This is a genomic window from Vibrio gangliei, from assembly GCF_026001925.1.
Taxonomy (GTDB): Bacteria; Pseudomonadota; Gammaproteobacteria; order Enterobacterales; family Vibrionaceae; genus Vibrio; species Vibrio gangliei.
This window is the reverse complement of the sequence record NZ_AP021869.1, coordinates 348,656-366,257: the sequence shown is the minus strand read 5'-3', so window position 1 is coordinate 366,257 and position 17,602 is coordinate 348,656. Positions and strand designations below refer to the sequence as shown.

19 protein-coding genes and 3 tRNA genes are annotated in these 17,602 nt (G+C 44.1%); 14 read left to right on the top strand and 8 right to left on the bottom strand.

The annotated features are described in order from the left end of the window. Positions 1 to 154: 154 nt before the first annotated feature. From Vgang_RS01695 to orn, 4 genes are all read right to left on the bottom strand, one after another. A tRNA-Gly gene (locus Vgang_RS01695) sits at positions 155 to 230 on the bottom strand. Between the two features lie 35 nt (positions 231 to 265). Further along, a tRNA-Met gene (locus Vgang_RS01690) sits at positions 266 to 342 on the bottom strand. A 40-nt stretch (positions 343 to 382) separates the two neighbouring features. Continuing rightward, a tRNA-Gly gene (locus Vgang_RS01685) sits at positions 383 to 458 on the bottom strand. Positions 459 to 615: 157 nt separating this feature from the next. Beyond that, on the bottom strand, positions 616 to 1,170 hold the full coding sequence (gene orn / locus Vgang_RS01680) for an oligoribonuclease (protein ID WP_105902523.1): 555 nt from the start codon (positions 1,168 to 1,170) through the stop codon (positions 616 to 618). A gap of 84 nt (positions 1,171 to 1,254) precedes the next feature. Here orn and rsgA point away from each other — a divergent pair, with 84 nt between their 5' ends. From rsgA to Vgang_RS01660, 4 genes are all read left to right on the top strand, one after another. Next, on the top strand, positions 1,255 to 2,307 hold the full coding sequence (rsgA, locus tag Vgang_RS01675) for a small ribosomal subunit biogenesis GTPase RsgA (protein ID WP_105902524.1): 1,053 nt from the start codon (positions 1,255 to 1,257) through the stop codon (positions 2,305 to 2,307). A 125-nt stretch (positions 2,308 to 2,432) separates the two neighbouring features. Continuing rightward, positions 2,433 to 3,353, top strand: a complete 921-nt coding sequence (gene asd, locus Vgang_RS01670; RefSeq protein WP_105902666.1) for an archaetidylserine decarboxylase — start codon at positions 2,433 to 2,435, stop codon at positions 3,351 to 3,353. A gap of 136 nt (positions 3,354 to 3,489) precedes the next feature. Further along, entirely contained in the window at positions 3,490 to 4,209 is a 720-nt protein-coding gene (locus tag Vgang_RS01665) for a glycerophosphodiester phosphodiesterase (RefSeq protein ID WP_245879936.1), read from the top strand. Between the two features lie 47 nt (positions 4,210 to 4,256). Continuing rightward, positions 4,257 to 5,147: a DMT family transporter gene (locus tag Vgang_RS01660; RefSeq protein ID WP_105902526.1), complete on the top strand. Its 891-nt coding sequence runs from the start codon at positions 4,257 to 4,259 to the stop codon at positions 5,145 to 5,147. Between the two features lie 18 nt (positions 5,148 to 5,165). Here Vgang_RS01660 and epmA read toward each other — a convergent pair whose 3' ends face one another. Then, entirely contained in the window at positions 5,166 to 6,134 is a 969-nt protein-coding gene (gene epmA, locus Vgang_RS01655) for an elongation factor P--(R)-beta-lysine ligase (RefSeq protein WP_105902527.1), read from the bottom strand. Between the two features lie 408 nt (positions 6,135 to 6,542). On the opposite strand from epmA, the gene frdA reads away from it, so the two are divergent. Genes frdA through frdD form a run of 4 tightly spaced genes read left to right on the top strand, consistent with a single transcriptional unit; the run spans position 6,543 to position 9,858 of the window. After that, on the top strand, positions 6,543 to 8,354 hold the full coding sequence (frdA, locus tag Vgang_RS01650) for a fumarate reductase (quinol) flavoprotein subunit (RefSeq protein WP_105902528.1): 1,812 nt from the start codon (positions 6,543 to 6,545) through the stop codon (positions 8,352 to 8,354). Beyond that, on the top strand, positions 8,354 to 9,100 hold the full coding sequence (locus Vgang_RS01645) for a succinate dehydrogenase/fumarate reductase iron-sulfur subunit (RefSeq protein WP_105902529.1): 747 nt from the start codon (positions 8,354 to 8,356) through the stop codon (positions 9,098 to 9,100). The genes frdA and Vgang_RS01645 overlap by 1 nt, the downstream gene beginning before the upstream one ends. Before the next feature lies 1 nt (position 9,101). Next, the gene (frdC, locus tag Vgang_RS01640; protein WP_105902530.1) at positions 9,102 to 9,485 is read left to right on the top strand and encodes a fumarate reductase subunit FrdC; all 384 of its coding nucleotides are present in this window, start codon (positions 9,102 to 9,104) and stop codon (positions 9,483 to 9,485) included. Positions 9,486 to 9,495: 10 nt separating this feature from the next. After that, positions 9,496 to 9,858, top strand: coding sequence for a fumarate reductase subunit FrdD (gene frdD / locus Vgang_RS01635; protein ID WP_105902531.1), 363 nt, complete (start codon positions 9,496 to 9,498; stop codon positions 9,856 to 9,858). A gap of 448 nt (positions 9,859 to 10,306) precedes the next feature. Here frdD and efp read toward each other — a convergent pair whose 3' ends face one another. After that, entirely contained in the window at positions 10,307 to 10,873 is a 567-nt protein-coding gene (gene efp, locus Vgang_RS01630) for an elongation factor P (RefSeq protein WP_105902532.1), read from the bottom strand. 33 nt (positions 10,874 to 10,906) lie between these two features. On the opposite strand from efp, the gene epmB reads away from it, so the two are divergent. From epmB to Vgang_RS01610, 4 genes are all read left to right on the top strand, one after another. Further along, the gene (epmB, locus tag Vgang_RS01625) at positions 10,907 to 11,983 is read left to right on the top strand and encodes an EF-P beta-lysylation protein EpmB (protein ID WP_105902533.1); all 1,077 of its coding nucleotides are present in this window, start codon (positions 10,907 to 10,909) and stop codon (positions 11,981 to 11,983) included. A 10-nt stretch (positions 11,984 to 11,993) separates the two neighbouring features. Next, complete coding sequence (locus tag Vgang_RS01620; RefSeq protein ID WP_105902534.1) at positions 11,994 to 12,935, top strand: LysR family transcriptional regulator; 942 nt, start codon at positions 11,994 to 11,996, stop codon at positions 12,933 to 12,935. A gap of 220 nt (positions 12,936 to 13,155) precedes the next feature. Further along, positions 13,156 to 13,398 (top strand): type II toxin-antitoxin system ParD family antitoxin, encoded by a 243-nt coding sequence (locus tag Vgang_RS01615; RefSeq protein WP_105902535.1) that lies wholly within the window; start codon positions 13,156 to 13,158, stop codon positions 13,396 to 13,398. Between the two features lie 93 nt (positions 13,399 to 13,491). Further along, the gene (locus Vgang_RS01610; protein ID WP_245879937.1) at positions 13,492 to 13,674 is read left to right on the top strand and encodes a type II toxin-antitoxin system RelE/ParE family toxin; all 183 of its coding nucleotides are present in this window, start codon (positions 13,492 to 13,494) and stop codon (positions 13,672 to 13,674) included. A gap of 90 nt (positions 13,675 to 13,764) precedes the next feature. Here the strand turns inward: Vgang_RS01610 and acuI are convergent, their stop codons facing one another. After that, positions 13,765 to 14,745, bottom strand: a complete 981-nt coding sequence (gene acuI / locus Vgang_RS01605; protein ID WP_105902536.1) for an acrylyl-CoA reductase (NADPH) — start codon at positions 14,743 to 14,745, stop codon at positions 13,765 to 13,767. A gap of 277 nt (positions 14,746 to 15,022) precedes the next feature. Between acuI and Vgang_RS01600 the strand changes: the two genes are divergently transcribed. Further along, positions 15,023 to 15,550 (top strand): MgtC/SapB family protein, encoded by a 528-nt coding sequence (locus tag Vgang_RS01600; protein ID WP_105902537.1) that lies wholly within the window; start codon positions 15,023 to 15,025, stop codon positions 15,548 to 15,550. Between the two features lie 84 nt (positions 15,551 to 15,634). Here Vgang_RS01600 and Vgang_RS01595 read toward each other — a convergent pair whose 3' ends face one another. After that, positions 15,635 to 17,113: an ATP-binding cassette domain-containing protein gene (locus tag Vgang_RS01595; protein ID WP_105902538.1), complete on the bottom strand. Its 1,479-nt coding sequence runs from the start codon at positions 17,111 to 17,113 to the stop codon at positions 15,635 to 15,637. A 182-nt stretch (positions 17,114 to 17,295) separates the two neighbouring features. Here Vgang_RS01595 and Vgang_RS01590 point away from each other — a divergent pair, with 182 nt between their 5' ends. Beyond that, the gene (locus tag Vgang_RS01590; RefSeq protein WP_105902539.1) at positions 17,296 to 17,553 is read left to right on the top strand and encodes a hypothetical protein; all 258 of its coding nucleotides are present in this window, start codon (positions 17,296 to 17,298) and stop codon (positions 17,551 to 17,553) included. Positions 17,554 to 17,602: the final 49 nt, after the last annotated feature.

Sequence of the window (17,602 nt, the reverse complement as noted above, 5' to 3'; positions counted from 1 at the left end):
AACAAAAAATCTGTTTTGAATCGAAGATAACTTATCTTAAAGAGCTCGCCTAATATTAGCTATTAGACTTAAGGAAAGTATTATTAAGCTATCTCACTTAACTTTTCTTTAGAGAATAAAAAACGACCTCTAATGAGATCGTTTTTTATATGTTTGGAGCGACACACGAGGTTCGAACTCGTGACCTCAACCTTGGCAAGGTTGCGCTCTACCAGCTGAGCTAGTGTCGCTTTGCGTTGCTCGGATTTTCCAAGTAACGTTTATTTGGTTGCGGGAGCCGGATTTGAACCGACGACCTTCGGGTTATGAGCCCGACGAGCTACCAAGCTGCTCCATCCCGCGTCCGGATGTCATTGTTAAGTACAATGAGAACTTTTCAATTTGGAGCGACACACGAGGTTCGAACTCGTGACCTCAACCTTGGCAAGGTTGCGCTCTACCAGCTGAGCTAGTGTCGCTTTGCTAAACATCTTTCGTTGTTCAGGGCTGCGAATTATAAGAGCATTTTTTTTTGATGCAAGTCTTAGTTTGAAAAAAATTATACTTTCTTCTCTAACCGACTTAAAAATCATCATATTGACTCTTATAACCGCACTTTTATCATCTTTTGAACAATTAAATCTTAAACACACTAGAACGATAGTATTGCAGCTCAGCAATAGATTCACGAATATCGTCCAGTGCTAAATGGCTACCCGCCTTGGAGAAACCATCTAACACTTCCGGCTGCCAACGACGAGTCAGTTCTTTAATTGTACTGACATCAATATAACGGTAGTGGAAATACGCTTCTAATTTCGGCATGTGCTTATACAAAAAACGGCGGTCTTGGCCAATGCTATTGCCACAAATAGGCGATTTACCCTTTGGTACCCACTGTTCTAAAAATGCAATAGTCTGCGCCACAGCCTCATCTTCACTGATGGTACTTTCTTGCACTCGTTTAACTAAACCACTATTGGTATGAGTATTCGTGCACCAATCATCCATTTTATCGAGTTCGGATTTGGGCTGATGTATAGCCAACACAGGGCCTTCAGCTAAAATATTTAATTCGCTATCTGTCACAATAGAGGCGATTTCAATAATTTTATGCTCTTCAGGATCAAGCCCTGTCATTTCTAGGTCGACCCAAATTAGATTTTGCTCACTGAAAGACGCATTTGACATAGAACTTTGCCTTTTTTATTCCGAAAAGAGGTATCATACTCTGCTTATATCCGAAATTATACCGAATAGGAACCCGTATTCCCTGTGGCAAAAAAGAAAAAACTCACTAAAGGTCAAGTTCGCCGAGTTCGAACGAATCAGAAAAAACGCCTCACACAAGAAGATTCCATTCAATGGGATGAAAACATGCTTGGCGGCATGCAAAAAGGGCTAGTGATTTCACGCTTTGGTCAACATGCAGACATAGAAGATATTGAGAGCGGTGAAATACAACGTTGTAATTTACGCCGCGGAATTGAAAGTTTGGTCTCCGGCGATCGTGTGATTTGGCGTCCTGGTCTTGAATCTATGGCGGGGATATCTGGCGTAGTGGAAGCCGTGGAACCTCGAACTTCGGTATTAGTTCGTCCTGATTATTACGATGGCGTGAAGCCTGTCGCGTCCAACGTCAATCAAATGGTCATCGTCTCTTCTGTATTACCCGAACTGTCTTTAAACATCATCGACCGCTACTTGATTGCAGCAGAAACCTTGCAGATTGCTCCTTTGATTGTGTTAAACAAAACCGATTTAATCCCTGAAGGTAAAGAGCAAGATTTTAGAGAGACGCTTCGCCATTACCAAGATATTGGTTACGAAGTGCTCTTTGTTAGCCGTGAAACGGAAAATGGCCTTACCGAGTTACAAGAAGCCTTAAAAGATCGCCTCAGTATTTTTGTTGGTCAATCGGGGGTAGGTAAATCAAGCCTAGTCAATGCGTTGATGCCAGAGATGGAAGTACTAGAAGGTGAGATTTCCGAAAACTCTGGTCTTGGCCAACATACGACGACAACGGCCCGTTTATATCACTTCCCACACGGTGGAGATTTGATTGATTCTCCGGGAGTACGGGAATTCGGTTTATGGCATTTGGAAGAGGAAGAGGTCACTAAAGCCTTTATCGAATTTAGAGATTATCTAGGTGGCTGTAAATTCCGCGACTGTAAACATCAAGACGATCCAGGCTGTTTATTAAGACAAGCGGTTGAAGATGGAAAAATCACGCAAGTGCGTTTTGATAATTACCATCGCATTATTGAAAGCATGAGTGAAAACAAGGCGAATCGACAATTTTCACGCAATAAGAAAGACTTATAGCTCGAGCTCTACAAAAGATTAGCTCGACTGGCACAAAAGCTGACAAGTGTTTTGCTTTTGAGTAAAATCGGCTACCTTTTTCGTCGCTCCAAGCGAAATGTTCAACATAAATGGATATTCACGTGATAGATAAAATTAAAGTGACTCTGCAATATTGGATCCCTCAGCACGGCTTAACGCGCTTTATGGGAAAACTGGCTTCAGCCAAAATGGGCAGCCTCACTACCGCGGTGATTCGCTGGTTTATCAAGCAATATAACGTCAACATGGATGAAGCCGTTCATTCTGATCCTGCTTACTTCAATAGCTTTAATGAGTTTTTCGTTCGTGAGCTGAAAGAAGGCGTGCGCCCAATTGCTGACGGCCACAATGTATTAGTGCATCCTGCCGATGCTCGCACCAGCCAATTTGGTCCAATTACCAATGGCCGCTTGATTCAAGCCAAAGGTCATGACTTTTCAGCCAAAGAACTTTTAGGTGGCGATGAAGCTTTAGCCCAAGAGTTTACTGACGGCGAATTTGCTACTTTGTATTTATCGCCAAGTGATTATCACCGCGTTCACATGCCATGCGATGGTACACTGCGTCAAATGATTTACGTACCGGGTGATCTGTTCTCTGTAAACCCATTAACAGCAGAAAACGTACCGAACTTATTTGCTCGTAATGAACGTGTGGTATGTATTTTCGATACAGAATTCGGCCCAATGGCACAAGTTTTAGTGGGTGCAACCATTGTGGGTAGCATCGAAGTAATTTGGGGCGGCACGATTACGCCACCAACCGGCTCTTCTGTTCATCGTTGGAATTATGAAACCACAGGCGAGAAAGCAATTCACATCAAAAAAGGTGAAGAAATGGGTCGCTTCAAGCTAGGTTCAACTGTGATCAACTTGTTTGCTAAAGACCAAATTCGCTTTGATTCAACTATGGCAGAAGGCGAAAAGACTGTACTTGGTACTGCTTATGCGCATGGCCTGAACACAGATAGTCTGAAAAGCGAGAACGCACCAGAATCACAACCCGTTGAAGATGTTCAAAAGTAACCTATTTCTTATCTTTAAACGTTATTTAGGACTTTGGGCAGTGATATTTTTCACTGCCCTTTTTGTTTCATCAAAATTCACTAGCCATCAGGATAACGGCTGATTATTATGACTTTTCATCCATATCTAAGGGGTTATGTCTATGTTGATCATCGCACACCGTGGCGCGCGCTCTACTCATCCTGAAAATACCCTCACCGCCATCCAAGCGGCAATGGATATGGGCTGCAAAGCGATTGAAATTGACATACATGAACACGATGGCCAATTTTGGGTGATCCACGACAGGTGGCTCAATCGCACTACCGATCATATCGGAAAGCTACATTGGTTAAGTGCCGAAAAACTCAAGCAAGTGATTGTGGAAAAAACAGAGACCTTGCCGACCTTACTCGACGTATTGAAGTTGGTAAAAGGAAAATGTGCCTTAAACATCGAAATCAAAGGGATACAACGCTTTGATTTACTTTATCACCACCTTCAATTTGCTATTGAACACTGCCAGTTTGACAATCAACAACTGATTTTATCTTCGTTTAATCACGATTGGTTACACACGATTAAACAAGAACAGCCGCACTATTTGATTGGTGCACTCAGCGCATCGAAAGGCACGGACAAATCAAGCTTTGCCGCCAACCTAGGGGCAATCAGTCTCAACTTAGATATTGATGTCGTCGATGAAGATTATGTACAGCACGCTAAATCTCTTGGCTTAGCAGTCTATGTATATACCGTCAATCGAGCAGAAGAATGGCAATGGCTGAATGAGATGGGTGTCGATGGCGTATTTTGTGATTGTCCATCCGAAGCCATCGCTTTGTATCCTCAGCCGGACACATTTCATTGGTCGTAAGCGGACTCCTTTCAAGGATAGAAAGAAACCATGAGTAAAACTAAGTCATGAGTTATGAATGGTTCGCTTTAGCGGCCGCAGCACTATGGGCCGTCTCTAGTTTAATTTCCGTTACTCCAGCCCGCCATCTCGGCGCGTTTGCTTACAGTCGTTGGCGAATGGGCTGTACCGCCATTATGCTCAGCGCGATGGCATGGGCGGTGGGCGGATGGCACAGTGTGGAAAACGCGCATATTCTCCCAATGGCGTTATCTGGATTTATCGGGATCTTTATCGGTGATACCGCCTTATTTGCTTGCATGAATAGAATGGGGCCTCGTATGGCTGGCCTGCTGTTTTCTTGTCATGCAGTATTTTCCGCTCTACTAGGCTACTGGCTATTTCATGAAAGCTTGAAAGGCTTTGAATTAATTGGCGCGATTTTGGTTTTTTCAGGTGTGGTGATCGCCATTTTCTTTGGTCGAAAACAAGCCAATCAACATACTTGGGAAATGGTTCAAGGCAGGCTTTCTATTGCGATAGCATTAGGCTTACTCGCAGCATTTTGCCAAGCAATGGGTGGGATCATTGCCAAACCTGTGATGCAAACTACCGTCGATCCAATTGCGGCTTCAGCCATCAGAATGATCACCGCATTTTGTGCCCATTCATTATTACGTCTCAGTGGTGCCAATATTGCGAAACCTGTACAAATCATCAATCTGAGAATACTCGGGATCACGGCCTTAAACGGCTTTCTGGCAATGGCAGTAGGAATGACGTTGATTCTATATGCGCTACAAAAAGGCCATGTCGGAATGGTGGCGCTGCTTTCTTCCACCACTCCTATTATGATTTTGCCTTTATTGTGGCTTTACACCCAACAACGCCCTTCTCCTTTTGCTTGGTTAGGCGCGTTGTTAGCAGTGATCGGCACTGGCATTGTCGTGAGTGTATAAGCGACGAAAAGCTAGGCATCATGCCCTTGGAAAAGAAAAAGCCGTTACCTGATCGATATGATCACAGCCGATCGCTAACATGATTAAGCGATCAACACCAAGCGCAACGCCTGCACAAGGCGGCAATCCTGCTTCTAATGCCGCAATGAGATGATGATCAATAGGCTGTGCAGATAGCCCCATCTCAAGACGCTGTTGATTGTCTTGTTCAAAACGCGCTAATTGCTCTTTGGCATCATCAAGCTCATGAAAGCCATTCGCTAACTCAATTCCCTTGAAATACACTTCAAAGCGATCCGCCACGCGAGGATCTTGTTGATTTATCTTAGCTAAAGCCGCTTGCGAGGCAGGAAAATCGTACACCATCACCGGCATTCTCTGCCCAATATGAGGCTCAATACCTATGCTAAATAAAAGCTGCAGCAAGGTATCACGATTTTCTTCTGACTCCGCAATATCCGACAAACCAAGCTCCCCTGCCGCTTGTTTTAATTGACCCATGGTCGATTCTAACGGACAAATATCTAACACTCGCTCAAAAGCCTGTTGATAGGTGATCTTCTCACAAGGCTCACAACCGAGCACTTGTTGCAGTAACTCATCCATTTCGGCCATCAAATCATGGTGGTCAAAACCGACTCGATACCACTCCAGCATAGTAAACTCTGGATTATGGTGACGGCCATTTTCTTCATTACGAAACGCTTTATTGATTTGATAGATTGAACCGCTGCCCGCCGCCAGTAAGCGCTTCATGTGAAACTCAGGGCTGGTCATCAAGAATACCGTTTGCCCCTGGGCATATTCTGGGCCAATGAATTCCGTTTTGAAGGTATGCAAGTGCACATCCGTTACCGTGGCGTGGCTCATCGCAGGAGTATCGACTTCGAGCACATTTCGCTCGGCAAAAAATTGACGAATAGAAGTAATAATCGCTGCGCGCTGTTTTAACTGCTCAATCGACGCGGAAGGTTGCCAAAGATCCATAACATTCTCGCCATAACAAAAGGGAGCCTAGTGTAATCAAACCCTCATTGATAGCCAAGCCAAACAAATTGTCAGCTTTTAGCACGTCAACACCCCGCCATAAATCACTGTGTTTTCATCAAACTTTAGACATAAATTTGGTCGATTCATCATCAAAGTGAACCTTTATTCATCAAAGCATTTGAGCAACTTATGAACCATATTTTTGTTTAAAAATTCATTTTGTTGCCAAAACCTTGATTGAATCTACCTATTTGGGGTAGGAAATGATGGATATACCCCTGTTAGATCAATTTCTTTTTTCACAAACTTTCCTAAACTTACCTGGCACAAATTAATAACTACTATTTTTCCAATCGTGCTCGTGAAACAAAGCTCTTGTGAGCACACTTACTCTGGAGGATAACTGTGAAAGTCATAACCACAGATATCGCAGTCATCGGCGCTGGCGGCGCTGGTTTACGTACTGCAATTGCGGCAGCAGAAGCAAACCCTGAACTTGAAGTAGCACTGATTTCTAAAGTGTATCCGATGCGTTCACACACTGTTGCTGCCGAAGGCGGTTCAGCAGCAGTTATCAAGGAAGAAGACAGCTTAGATAATCACTTCAACGATACCGTTGGCGGTGGTGACTGGCTATGTGAACAGGATATCGTTGAATACTTCGTAGCAAACTCAACCCGTGAAATGATCCAAATGGAGCAATGGGGTTGTCCTTGGAGCCGTAAAGAAAATGGCGACGTCAACGTTCGTCGTTTTGGTGGTATGAAAATCGAGCGTACTTGGTTTGCCGCTGATAAGACCGGCTTTCACATGCTACATACCCTTTTCCAAACCTCGATCAAATATTCAAACATCAAACGTTTTGATGAGTACTTCGTAGTTGATCTTTTAGTTGACGGCGAAGGCGATAGCAAAGAAGCGCAAGGTATTGTGGCTATCCACATGTCTGAAGGCGAGCTTGTAGCTATCAAAGCAAAATCAGTTGTATTAGCAACCGGTGGTGCCGGTCGCGTTTATCACACCAACACTAACGGCGGCATCGTAACCGGTGATGGTATGGCAATGGCTTACCGTCATGGAGTGCCTCTACGTGATATGGAATTTGTTCAATACCACCCAACTGGCCTACCAGGTACAGGCATCTTGATGACCGAAGGTTGTCGTGGTGAAGGTGGTATCATCGTCAACAAGAATGGCTACCGTTACCTACAAGATTACGGTATGGGCCCTGAAACACCAGTTGGCCAACCTAAGAATAAATACATGGAACTTGGACCTCGTGACAAAGTGTCTCAAGCGTTCTGGCATGAACAACAAAAAGGTAACACTATCAAACACCCATTGGGCGATGTGGTTCACCTTGACCTTCGCCATCTAGGTGAAGAATACCTACAAGAGCGTCTACCGTTTATCTGTGAGCTTGCTAAAGCCTACGTCAACGTTGACCCTGCAAAAGAGCCAATTCCAATTCGCCCAACCGTTCACTACACCATGGGTGGTATTGAAACTAACGGCCAATGTGAAACTCGCATTAAAGGTCTATTTGCAGTGGGTGAATGTGCGTCTGTTGGCTTGCACGGTGCGAACCGTCTTGGTTCAAACTCACTGGCTGAATTCGTGGTATTTGGCCGCGTTGCCGGAGAACACGCTGCAGAACGTGCAAAAGAGTTCAAAGGCTGGAATGAAGACAACATTCAACGTCAAATGAAAGACGTGGAAGCTCGCATTCAAGCACTACTGAACAACGATGGTACTGAAAGCTGGTCTGATATCCGTACGGAAATGGGCCACTCTATGGAAGCGGGTTGTGGTATCTACCGTAAAGAAGAGTTGATGCAAGAGACCATCGATAAGTTGACTGAACTTAAAGAGCGCTACAAAAAAGTCGGCATCAAAGACAAAGGTAAAGTGTTCAACACTGACCTACTTTACGCTATCGAAGTTGGTTACGGCCTAGATGTAGCAGAAGCGATGGTACAATCGGCGATTCGTCGTAAAGAATCTCGTGGTGCGCACCAACGTCTTGATGAAGGTTGTACGACTCGTGATGATGAAAACTTCTTGAGGCACACACTATCGTTCTACCAAGAAGATGCGGCGCCGGTTATCGACTACAGCCCAGTAAAAATCACTAAATCTCAACCTAAAGCGCGTCTATACGGTGCCGCGGCTGAAGAAGCTGCAGCAAAAGAAGCGGCTGAGCAGGAGAATAAATAATGTCTGCGACTGCAACTCGTATCCAAAAAGTCAATATTCTGCGTTACAACCCAGAAACTGACCAAGAACCTTATCTACAAGCGTTCGATGTACCATGTGATGACACCACATCGATCTTAGATGCGATTGGTTACATCAAAGATCACCTAGATAAAGATCTGTCTTACCGTTGGTCTTGTCGTATGGCGATTTGTGGCTCGTGCGGCATCATGGTTGATAACGTGCCAAAACTGGCTTGTAAGAGCTTCATGCGTGACTACCCAAATGGCGTCACCATCGAACCACTAGCGAACTTCCCAATCGAGAAAGACTTAATCGTTGATATGACGCCGTTCATCGAACGCCTAGAAGCGATCAAGCCATACATCATTGGTAACGACCGTAAACCAGAAGACGGCACCAACAAGCAAACTCCAGAGCAAATGGCGAAATACAAACAATTCGCTGGCTGCATCAACTGTGGTCTTTGCTACGCGGCATGTCCTCAATTTGGTCTAAACCCAGAGTTCATCGGCCCTGCGGCTCTGACTCTTGCTCACCGTTACAACTTAGATAACCGTGACAATGGTAAAGCAGAACGTATGAAGCTAATCAATAGCGATAACGGTGCTTGGGGTTGTACTTTTGTCGGTTACTGTTCAAAAGTATGTCCAAAACACGTCGACCCTGCGGCAGCGGTAAACCAAGGGAAAGTGGAATCATCAATGGATTTCGTGATCTCTATGTTCAAGTCTGAGGAGATCTAGAATGAGCAATCGTAAGCCTTATGTTCGTCCTATGAATCGTACTTGGTGGAGCAAACATCCGTTCTACCGCTTCTACATGCTACGTGAAGCAACGGTTCTACCATTGATTTTGTTCACTTTATTCCTAACTTGTGGTCTAGCTAGCCTAGTGAAAGGCCCACAAGCTTGGGTCGAGTGGCAACACTTTATGCAAAACCCACTCGTGATCGCGATTAACATCGTGGCACTGGCGGGTAGCTTATTCCACGCTGCCACTTTCTTTAGCATGATGCCGCAAGTAATGCCAATTCGTGTAGGTGGTAAGCCATTAAGCCCTAAAATCATTATTGCTGCACAATGGGCCGCAGTTGCTGTGATCTCATTGATTGTATTGGCATTGGTGTAGGAGAGAGAAAATGATTAATCCAAACCCAAGACGTTCTGACGAGCCAATCTGGTGGTCTTTATTTGGTGCTGGCGGTACATGGTTTGCCATGATCACACCAGTAACAATCCTAGTGCTAGGTATCTTAATGCCACTTGGCGTATTTGATATGGGTACTTTCAACTACCTACGTGCGCACGCCTTTGCGAGCAGCTTCATTGGTGGTTTATTCATCATTGCTACTCTAGCACTGCCAATGTGGCATGCGATGCACCGTGTTCACCACGGCATGCACGACCTAAAATTCCACACTGGGATTATTGGTAAAATTGCATGTTATGCATTTGCAGCGATCATTTCCGTTCTTGCTATCGCATATATTTTCCTACTGTAATAGGAATTTATAACTTATTGAAAAGCCAGCAATCCTTGCTGGCTTTTTTGTTTTAGGGATAAGATTTTTCGGATCTCGTGGCTCGGGCGCTACGCTGCTCGTGACTAGAAAAGGACTTAATCACCTAGCTTTTAACTGAATCGTCATCCTGAAAAGCGACGTAGGAGCGCAGTTCAGGATCTCCTAAAGCGTGTAAATATTGAACCATGCTTGATGAAACCACGAGTTGTTGGAGATCCTGAACTACGTTCGTGCCTCACTATTCAGGATGACGATCCATTTTTTATTCTGGCTCTAATCTTGTGCTTTTATTCTTCTCGACTCTCGCAACAATCTTTTCTACCAAGTAAAAACGGGCCGCTGAATCATCAGCGGCCCGTTTATTATTCTTCGAGTCTTACTTTTCGAACGACGAGCAGCGTAGCGCCCGAATACCGAGAAACGTAACTTACTTAACTCGACCTACATACTCACCAGTACGAGTATCCACTTTCACAACTTCACCAATAGAGATGAACAGTGGGACACGAACCACAGCGCCAGTGCTCAATGTTGCTGGTTTACCGCCAGTACCTTGAGTATCACCTTTTAGACCTGGATCGGTGTCTGTTACTTCTAATTCAACGAAGTTTGGTGGCGTTACTGCGATTGGGTTACCGTTCCAAAGGGTTAGCATACAAGTGTTATTTTCTACTAACCATTTCGCGCTCTCGCCTACCGCTTTCACGTCTGCACCGATTTGTTCGAATGTTTCTGCGTTCATAAAGTGGTAGAATTCGCCATCGTTGTAAAGATAATCAAGATCGATATCCATTACATCAGCAACTTCAACGGTATCACCAGATTTGAATGTTTTTTCTAGTGTTTTACCCGAAAGCAATTTACGGATTTTTACGCGGTTGAACGCTTGGCCTTTACCTGGTTTGACATACTCGTTTTCGAGAATGACACAAGGCTCAGAATCAAGCATAATTTTAAGACCGCCTTTGAATTCATTGGTGCTAACAGTCGCCATTTTTTCCTCTATATATTCTTCGAGTTCAATTTAATGCCCGATATGATAACCCGAAAAGTCATCCCTGTTGAGCAAAACTGGCGCAAAACCTCGCCTAACCTGCCACAAAATGATCTAACTCGACAAAATGCTTGGTTAACTGAGCTTGCTCAAGCCATATCTGAACCATTAGAACTGCTCAAACAACTTGAGATCGACCCTACGCCGTGGTTATCAGGCCTACAAGCACGCCAACTGTTCGCGCAGCGTGTCCCACAAAGTTTTGTCGACAGAATGGAAAAAGGCAACCCGCACGATCCGCTATTGCGCCAAGTATTACCTCTGGAGGAAGAGTTTGAGGTGCACGAAGGCTACTCCACCGACCCGCTGGATGAACAAGATAATGTCTTGCCGGGTTTACTACATAAATACCAAAGCCGAGTGCTGATGATCGTTAAAGGCGGCTGTGCGGTTAACTGTCGCTACTGTTTCCGTCGTCATTTTCCTTATCAAGATAACAAAGGCAACAAAGCCACTTGGCAGCAAAGTTTAGACTACATTGATTCTCACCCTGAGCTGGATGAAGTCATTTTATCCGGTGGCGATCCTTTGATGGCTAAAGATTCAGAGCTTGAGTGGTTGATAGAAGGCATTAGCCAGATTGAGCATATCAAAACCCTGCGCATTCACAGCCGCTTGCCTGTGGTTATCCCCAACCGAATTACCGAACAGTTATGCGAAATACTGAAAAACACCCGCTTAAATGTGGTGTTGGTGACGCACATTAATCACGCCAATGAAATCAATGCCGAGTTTGCAGCCTCTATAAACAAGCTACGCCAAGTTGGTGTGCACTTACTTAATCAAGGCGTGTTACTCAAAGGCGTTAATGATACCGTCGAATCTCAAGCACAATTAAGTCGCGCTTTATTTGATGCTAGTATTTTGCCCTACTATTTACATGTGCTCGATAAGGTACAAGGCGCGGCGCACTTTTATGTCTCCGATGAACGTGCTCGCGAGATCATAGCGGGTGTCCTCAAGCAGGTTTCAGGTTATTTAGTACCGACACTTGCTCGTGAAATTGGCGGAGAGAAAAGTAAAACGCCGCTCGATTTACAGCTCAGTTAAGAGACTTGAGATGGAATTAGAAGACATTTACCGTCGCGATTTGAATCTGCTTGTCGCCCTACAGGTGTTAATTGAGGAAGGCAGTGTCAGCAAAGCAGCGATTCGATTAAATCTGAGCCAATCTGCCATGAGCCGTGTATTGGGTCGCTTACGTGAGTTGCTCGATGATCCCTTGTTTACCCGCCAAGGCCAATCACTGCTCCCAACCCAGAAAGCATTGGAATTACACCAGCAACTTAATGCACCACTCGATGAATTGCGCCAATTGCTTTCACCGCAAGATTTCGATCCTCAAACCTGCCAACAAACTTTTACCATCGCCACCACTGATTATGCGATGCAAACCATCTTGCCGTTTGCTTTGCCGCGGATTTACCAAGAAGCCCCGAATGTTCGTTTAGAGTTGGTACCATTACAACATCATCATTTAAGAGAACAGCTCACCACACAAGGCGCAGATATGGCGATTTGCCGCCCAACATACTCCGTCGATCCACTCAAAAAAGAACATTTGGGTAAAGTGGGTGTGTTTTGTTTATTGTCCCCCAAGCATCCACTGGCGAATACTGAGCTCAGTTTGAACGACTATTTAGCTGCTAACCATGCCATGATTGCGGTCAGCGATGGCGTCAAAGCGTTAATCGATCAAGCTTTATCCGGTTACCCTGAGCCCAAATGGCTGCTACGGGCTTATCATTTAGAGGCCGCTTTATCCATCATGGATACCTTGCCGCTGATCATTACCGTGCCAGCAGATTTAGCTTATCTGGTCGCCAAACGCTACAACCTGGTGATCAAGAAAACCCCATTTGAATTAACGCCATTTGATTATTCTCTGATTTGGCATTCGCGCTGCGACCAATCTTCGTCCCAGCAATGGTTGCGCGGAGTATTAAAACAAGAATGTGGCAAGTTGATCGCCGAAAGGATTGAGGTGATGGGGATAGGTTAAGGATTTCTAAGTTCGAGTTACTAGGAAAAGATGGTTTCGGATCTCGGACCATTCGCTTGTCTTAACTCAAATAGAAATAACAACTCTAGATCCTAATTTCGTCCCCAAAATAGAGATCACTATTGCTTTCAGATACCACTCCCAGTAACAACCTCATCAAATAGCATAATTTTTAATCTATGATAAACTTAGTGTGAATAATTAACACAGGGCAAATCCAATGGGACGAACAACAAGTGTCACAATCGGTGAATCGCTCAATAGTTTTATTGAACGAATGGTACAAAGTGGCCGCTACGGCTCAACCAGTGAAGTAATGAGAAGTGCCTTACGTTTACTAGAGCAACAAGAAAATCAACAAAATATGCTACGTAATGCGATTGAGGAAGGTGAACAAAGTGGTGAAAGCAACTTATCACTAAAACAGATTGCAGCTCAGCGTAAGGCTAAGTTGAGTGTATAAATTATCCCAAAAAGCCGAAGATGATTTCGGGTAATATATGAATATACTTGGCTAAACTTTGGTGAAGATCAGGCTGATGACTATACCTATGATATGGAACGCTGTTTAGTAATGCTATCGGAATCGCCTTTGATTGGCCGCGATTACAATCAGATAAAACAAGGAATAAGAAGATATGATTATAATAAGCATGCCATTTTCTATCGAATAAGAGCACACGATATTTTCATTCTACGTATTTTACATCAACAAATGAACCCAATGCTCCATCTATAAAAAAGCCAAGCAGCGACTCATGTCAATGCACTGCAAGGCTTTATAATTTGGCTTCCTAAACACTAGTTACTAGCAGCCTAGCTACCGCTTTTAAATCTTCACTACTACTCGGCCCGTCACTTGACCATTGGTAATATCTTCCGCGTATTTTGCAACTTCTTCTAAGGTGATTTCTGTACAGGCTTGCTCGAAGTAGCTTGCCGGTAATAAGTCAGCCAATGAATTCCAAGCGGCAATGCGTTTTTCCGTTGGGCAATTAACCGAATCAACCCCTTGCAAACGTACGTTACGCAAGATAAATGGCATCACCGTGGTTGGTAAATCAAAGCCGCCGGCTAAACCACAGGCCGCAACTACCGAGTTGTAATCCATTTGCGCTAACACCTTAGCTAGAATTTTACTACCAACGGTATCGACTGCGCCCGCCCAAACTTGTTTTTCTAATGGGCGTGCAGGCTCTTCAAATTCACGACGGTCAATAACGCGAGTTGCACCAAGTCTTTCAAGAAGCGGACCATTTTGCTCAATACGGCCAGTCACCGCTGCGACTTTATAGCCTAATTTGCTCAGTAAAGTGACAGATACTGAACCTACGCCACCACTCGCACCTGTCACGAGGATCTCACCGCCTTCTGGTTTGACGCCCGCATCCAAGATTGCTTGTACACATAACATGGCAGTAAAACCAGCGGTACCAACCACCATGGATTGTTTTTCATCTAAACCTTTTGGTAATGGCACTAACCAATCCGCTTTCAGACGCGCTTTTTCCGCCATGCCCCCCCAATGGTTTTCACCCACACCCCAACCAGTAAGCACAACTTTATCGCCTTCAGAATAACGGTCATCTTGAGACTCCAATACCGTGCCAACAAAATCAATCCCCGGCACCATTGGGAAGTTACGAATGATCTTGCCCTTACCCGTCACCGCAAGGCCATCTTTGTAGTTAATCGAAGAGTAATCAACCGCGACCAACACTTCACCTTCTGGCAGCTGGCTTTCGTCTAGGGATTCGATTGTTGCGATGGTACGTTTGTCTTCTTGATTTAACACTAAAGCTTTAAACATAACTTCTCCAAATTGGGCTAGGTTATTTATCTGATGGCGAGTATAGGGAAGTAACCTTAAATAAAACAGTGATAAAGACGCATAACATTTATGCATAAAACACATACAAATAACAAGGTAACATGTGTATTAAGCATTACAATGAAAGCGATGCGATAGAAACCCTTCACCTTTAAGATAAAAAAATATCATCAATAATAGTCTAGATCTCAAACTCAAAAATCGTACTATTTCAAAAATTTCATTCCCTCTCTTAAAAAGGCAAATACACCCGTCAATGACACATGAATGGCTTAACATTGAACCCTTTAGTTGGTGGTCTCTCACCGCTTGCGCCATCAACGGCACCTTTATTGGACTTGAGCGTCAACTGCGTGGTAAACCCGTAGGCATCCGCACTGCGATATTAATCATTTCAGGTACTTACCTATTTATGGCGATGGCGGTTTCATTATCACCCAACACGCTAGACCAAGCTCGAGTGTTAGGACAAATCATTACTGGTGTGGGCTTTTTAGGTGCTGGTGTGATGATGACAATGGATGGCAAAATTCATGGAGTAACCTCGGCGGCGGTAATTTGGGTTCTGGCAGCGCTAGGGTTAATGATAGGTTTAGGTCATGAATCTCAATCGATTCTCCTGACCACTTTGGCTCTATGTGTATTGCTTGGCGTCGATAAAGTCGAAAAAAGCTTTCAAAGTTTGCGCCGTGGTGTTCATCAAACCATGCAAAAACGCCGTCGCCCAAAAACCATTAATATGGCGAGAGTGATCACAAAAGAAGAGCAAAGTACGGAAGACTAAAAGGTTATAGATTAGCCCCATATATCCAATGATGTGGGGCATCACTACAACTCACACAATGCAATAAACCTAAATGAAGCGCACCTAATTTGCGTTCGCCGTCACCTTTACCTCATAGCCATTGTGTGCATCGCCAATAAAATCGACATAGTTGTGAATGGCCGGCAGCGCATCATCAACATGGTGAGAAACGTACAACAATTGGCTTAAATTTTCTTCGGCGATCATGTTTAGCGTATTCATCACTAACTTACGATTAATGAAATCTAAGCCTTGATATGGCTCATCGAGGATCAGCAGCACTGGTTGCTTGATCAAAGCGCGGCCAATTAACAGTAACCGTTGTTGGCCATAATCGAGTTGTTTGAAACTGGTCTTTTCACATTGGCTCATGTGTAAAATCGCCAGCCAATCTTTGGCTAAATCTACCTGCTTCTTACTTGGTTTTTGATAGACACCAATCGAGTCAAAGAAGCCAGACAATAGCACTTCCAATGCACTGCAATTGACTCGATATTGTAAATGCAACGCCGAAGACACGATGCCTATTTGCTCTTTGACTTGCCAGATGGTTTCACCACTGCCGCGAGGCTTGCCAAACAAGGTAATATCGTTGCTATAACACTGAGGGTGGTCGCCTAAAATCAAACCCAATAAGGTGCTTTTACCACAACCATTTGGGCCACGAACTTGCCAATGCTCACCATTATTAATCCGCCAATTGACGTCTTTAAAAATCAAAGCATCGGTGTATTCTACTTTGGCATTTTTTAGCTCAACTAATGGATTATCGTATTGAGGTTGATGTCTTTGTCGCTTAATTAATTGCATCACCTCTTGGCTACGCTGCTGCGACAGCGCGACTAACTGCTCCATTACCGGATGAGTTTGCCATTGCTCTATGCTCATGCCCGCGTCGAGTCGATGGATCGTTTCGCCCGCTTTAGTCACCTCTGCATTAAACATAACGACATGAGTGATGCAACTGGGCAGTTCGTCTTCACGCGAGGTGATGATCAACAATTGCAAACGGTGTGATAAGGTTTCAAGTAACTGAGAAAGCTGTTGCTGATGCGCTAAGTCTAAGCCGGCATAGGGCTCGTCTAAAATCAATAATTGCGGCTCAATCGCTAAAGCCCGAGCTAACATCACGCGTCGAGTCTCGCCGGTTGAAAGCTGGCGAAAACCACGCTGACGCAAATGCTGCAAATCCGTTAACGTAAGTAATTCTTCAACTTGCACCTTGTCTTGGCATGTTTCTGCCACCAACGACTCGACACTCGAACCATAATCCAGTCGGTCCATAAAATCCGTATCATCATCGGCCAGTTCTTTCTCCAACAATAACTGCTGCTGATAAAGCGATACCCAACCAATCTGGCTTGGTAAACCTTCAACTTCAGACACCTCTGCTTGGATATCTCCCGTGAATACACGGCCAATTAACGAGCCTGCATGACTGTAAGTCGAGAAAATCCCCCAATGCTGCCCTTTTTCAATCTCCCAACCTTCGATAATCAACCCATAATCACGAGCAATTAATTGTTGTATTTTTATCGCCATAATCATAACTTCCTTATGAAATTCAACATGTTGAACGGCAAGAAAAAACAAAAAAACAACACGAGATCCACATAAATTGATTAATCGGCCTCATCTAGACATGTCTGACACAGATTTTACATAGCGTTCAGATTTAAGAGTCATTTACGCAACGAAACTACATCCGTATAAAGGAATTGATCATGTTAAAACGTACTCTTGTGTTATCTCTTGTTCTTGCTTCAACATTTGCTACTGCTGCTAGCCTAACAGACAAACAACAAGCCAACCTAGATGAAATGAACGAGAACAACAAGAAACAAGCTGAAAAAATGCTAGAGCAAAATAAAGCATTTTCTGACAAAGTTGCAAACATGACTGATGAGCAAGTGGCTGACTTCCAAAAGAAAATGGATGAGCTTCAATCGAAAGCAGACAAAATCATGAGCGATCTAAAATAAGATTGATTGTGATAAGAACAGCTAAAAAGCCCTCGATTATTTGACCAAT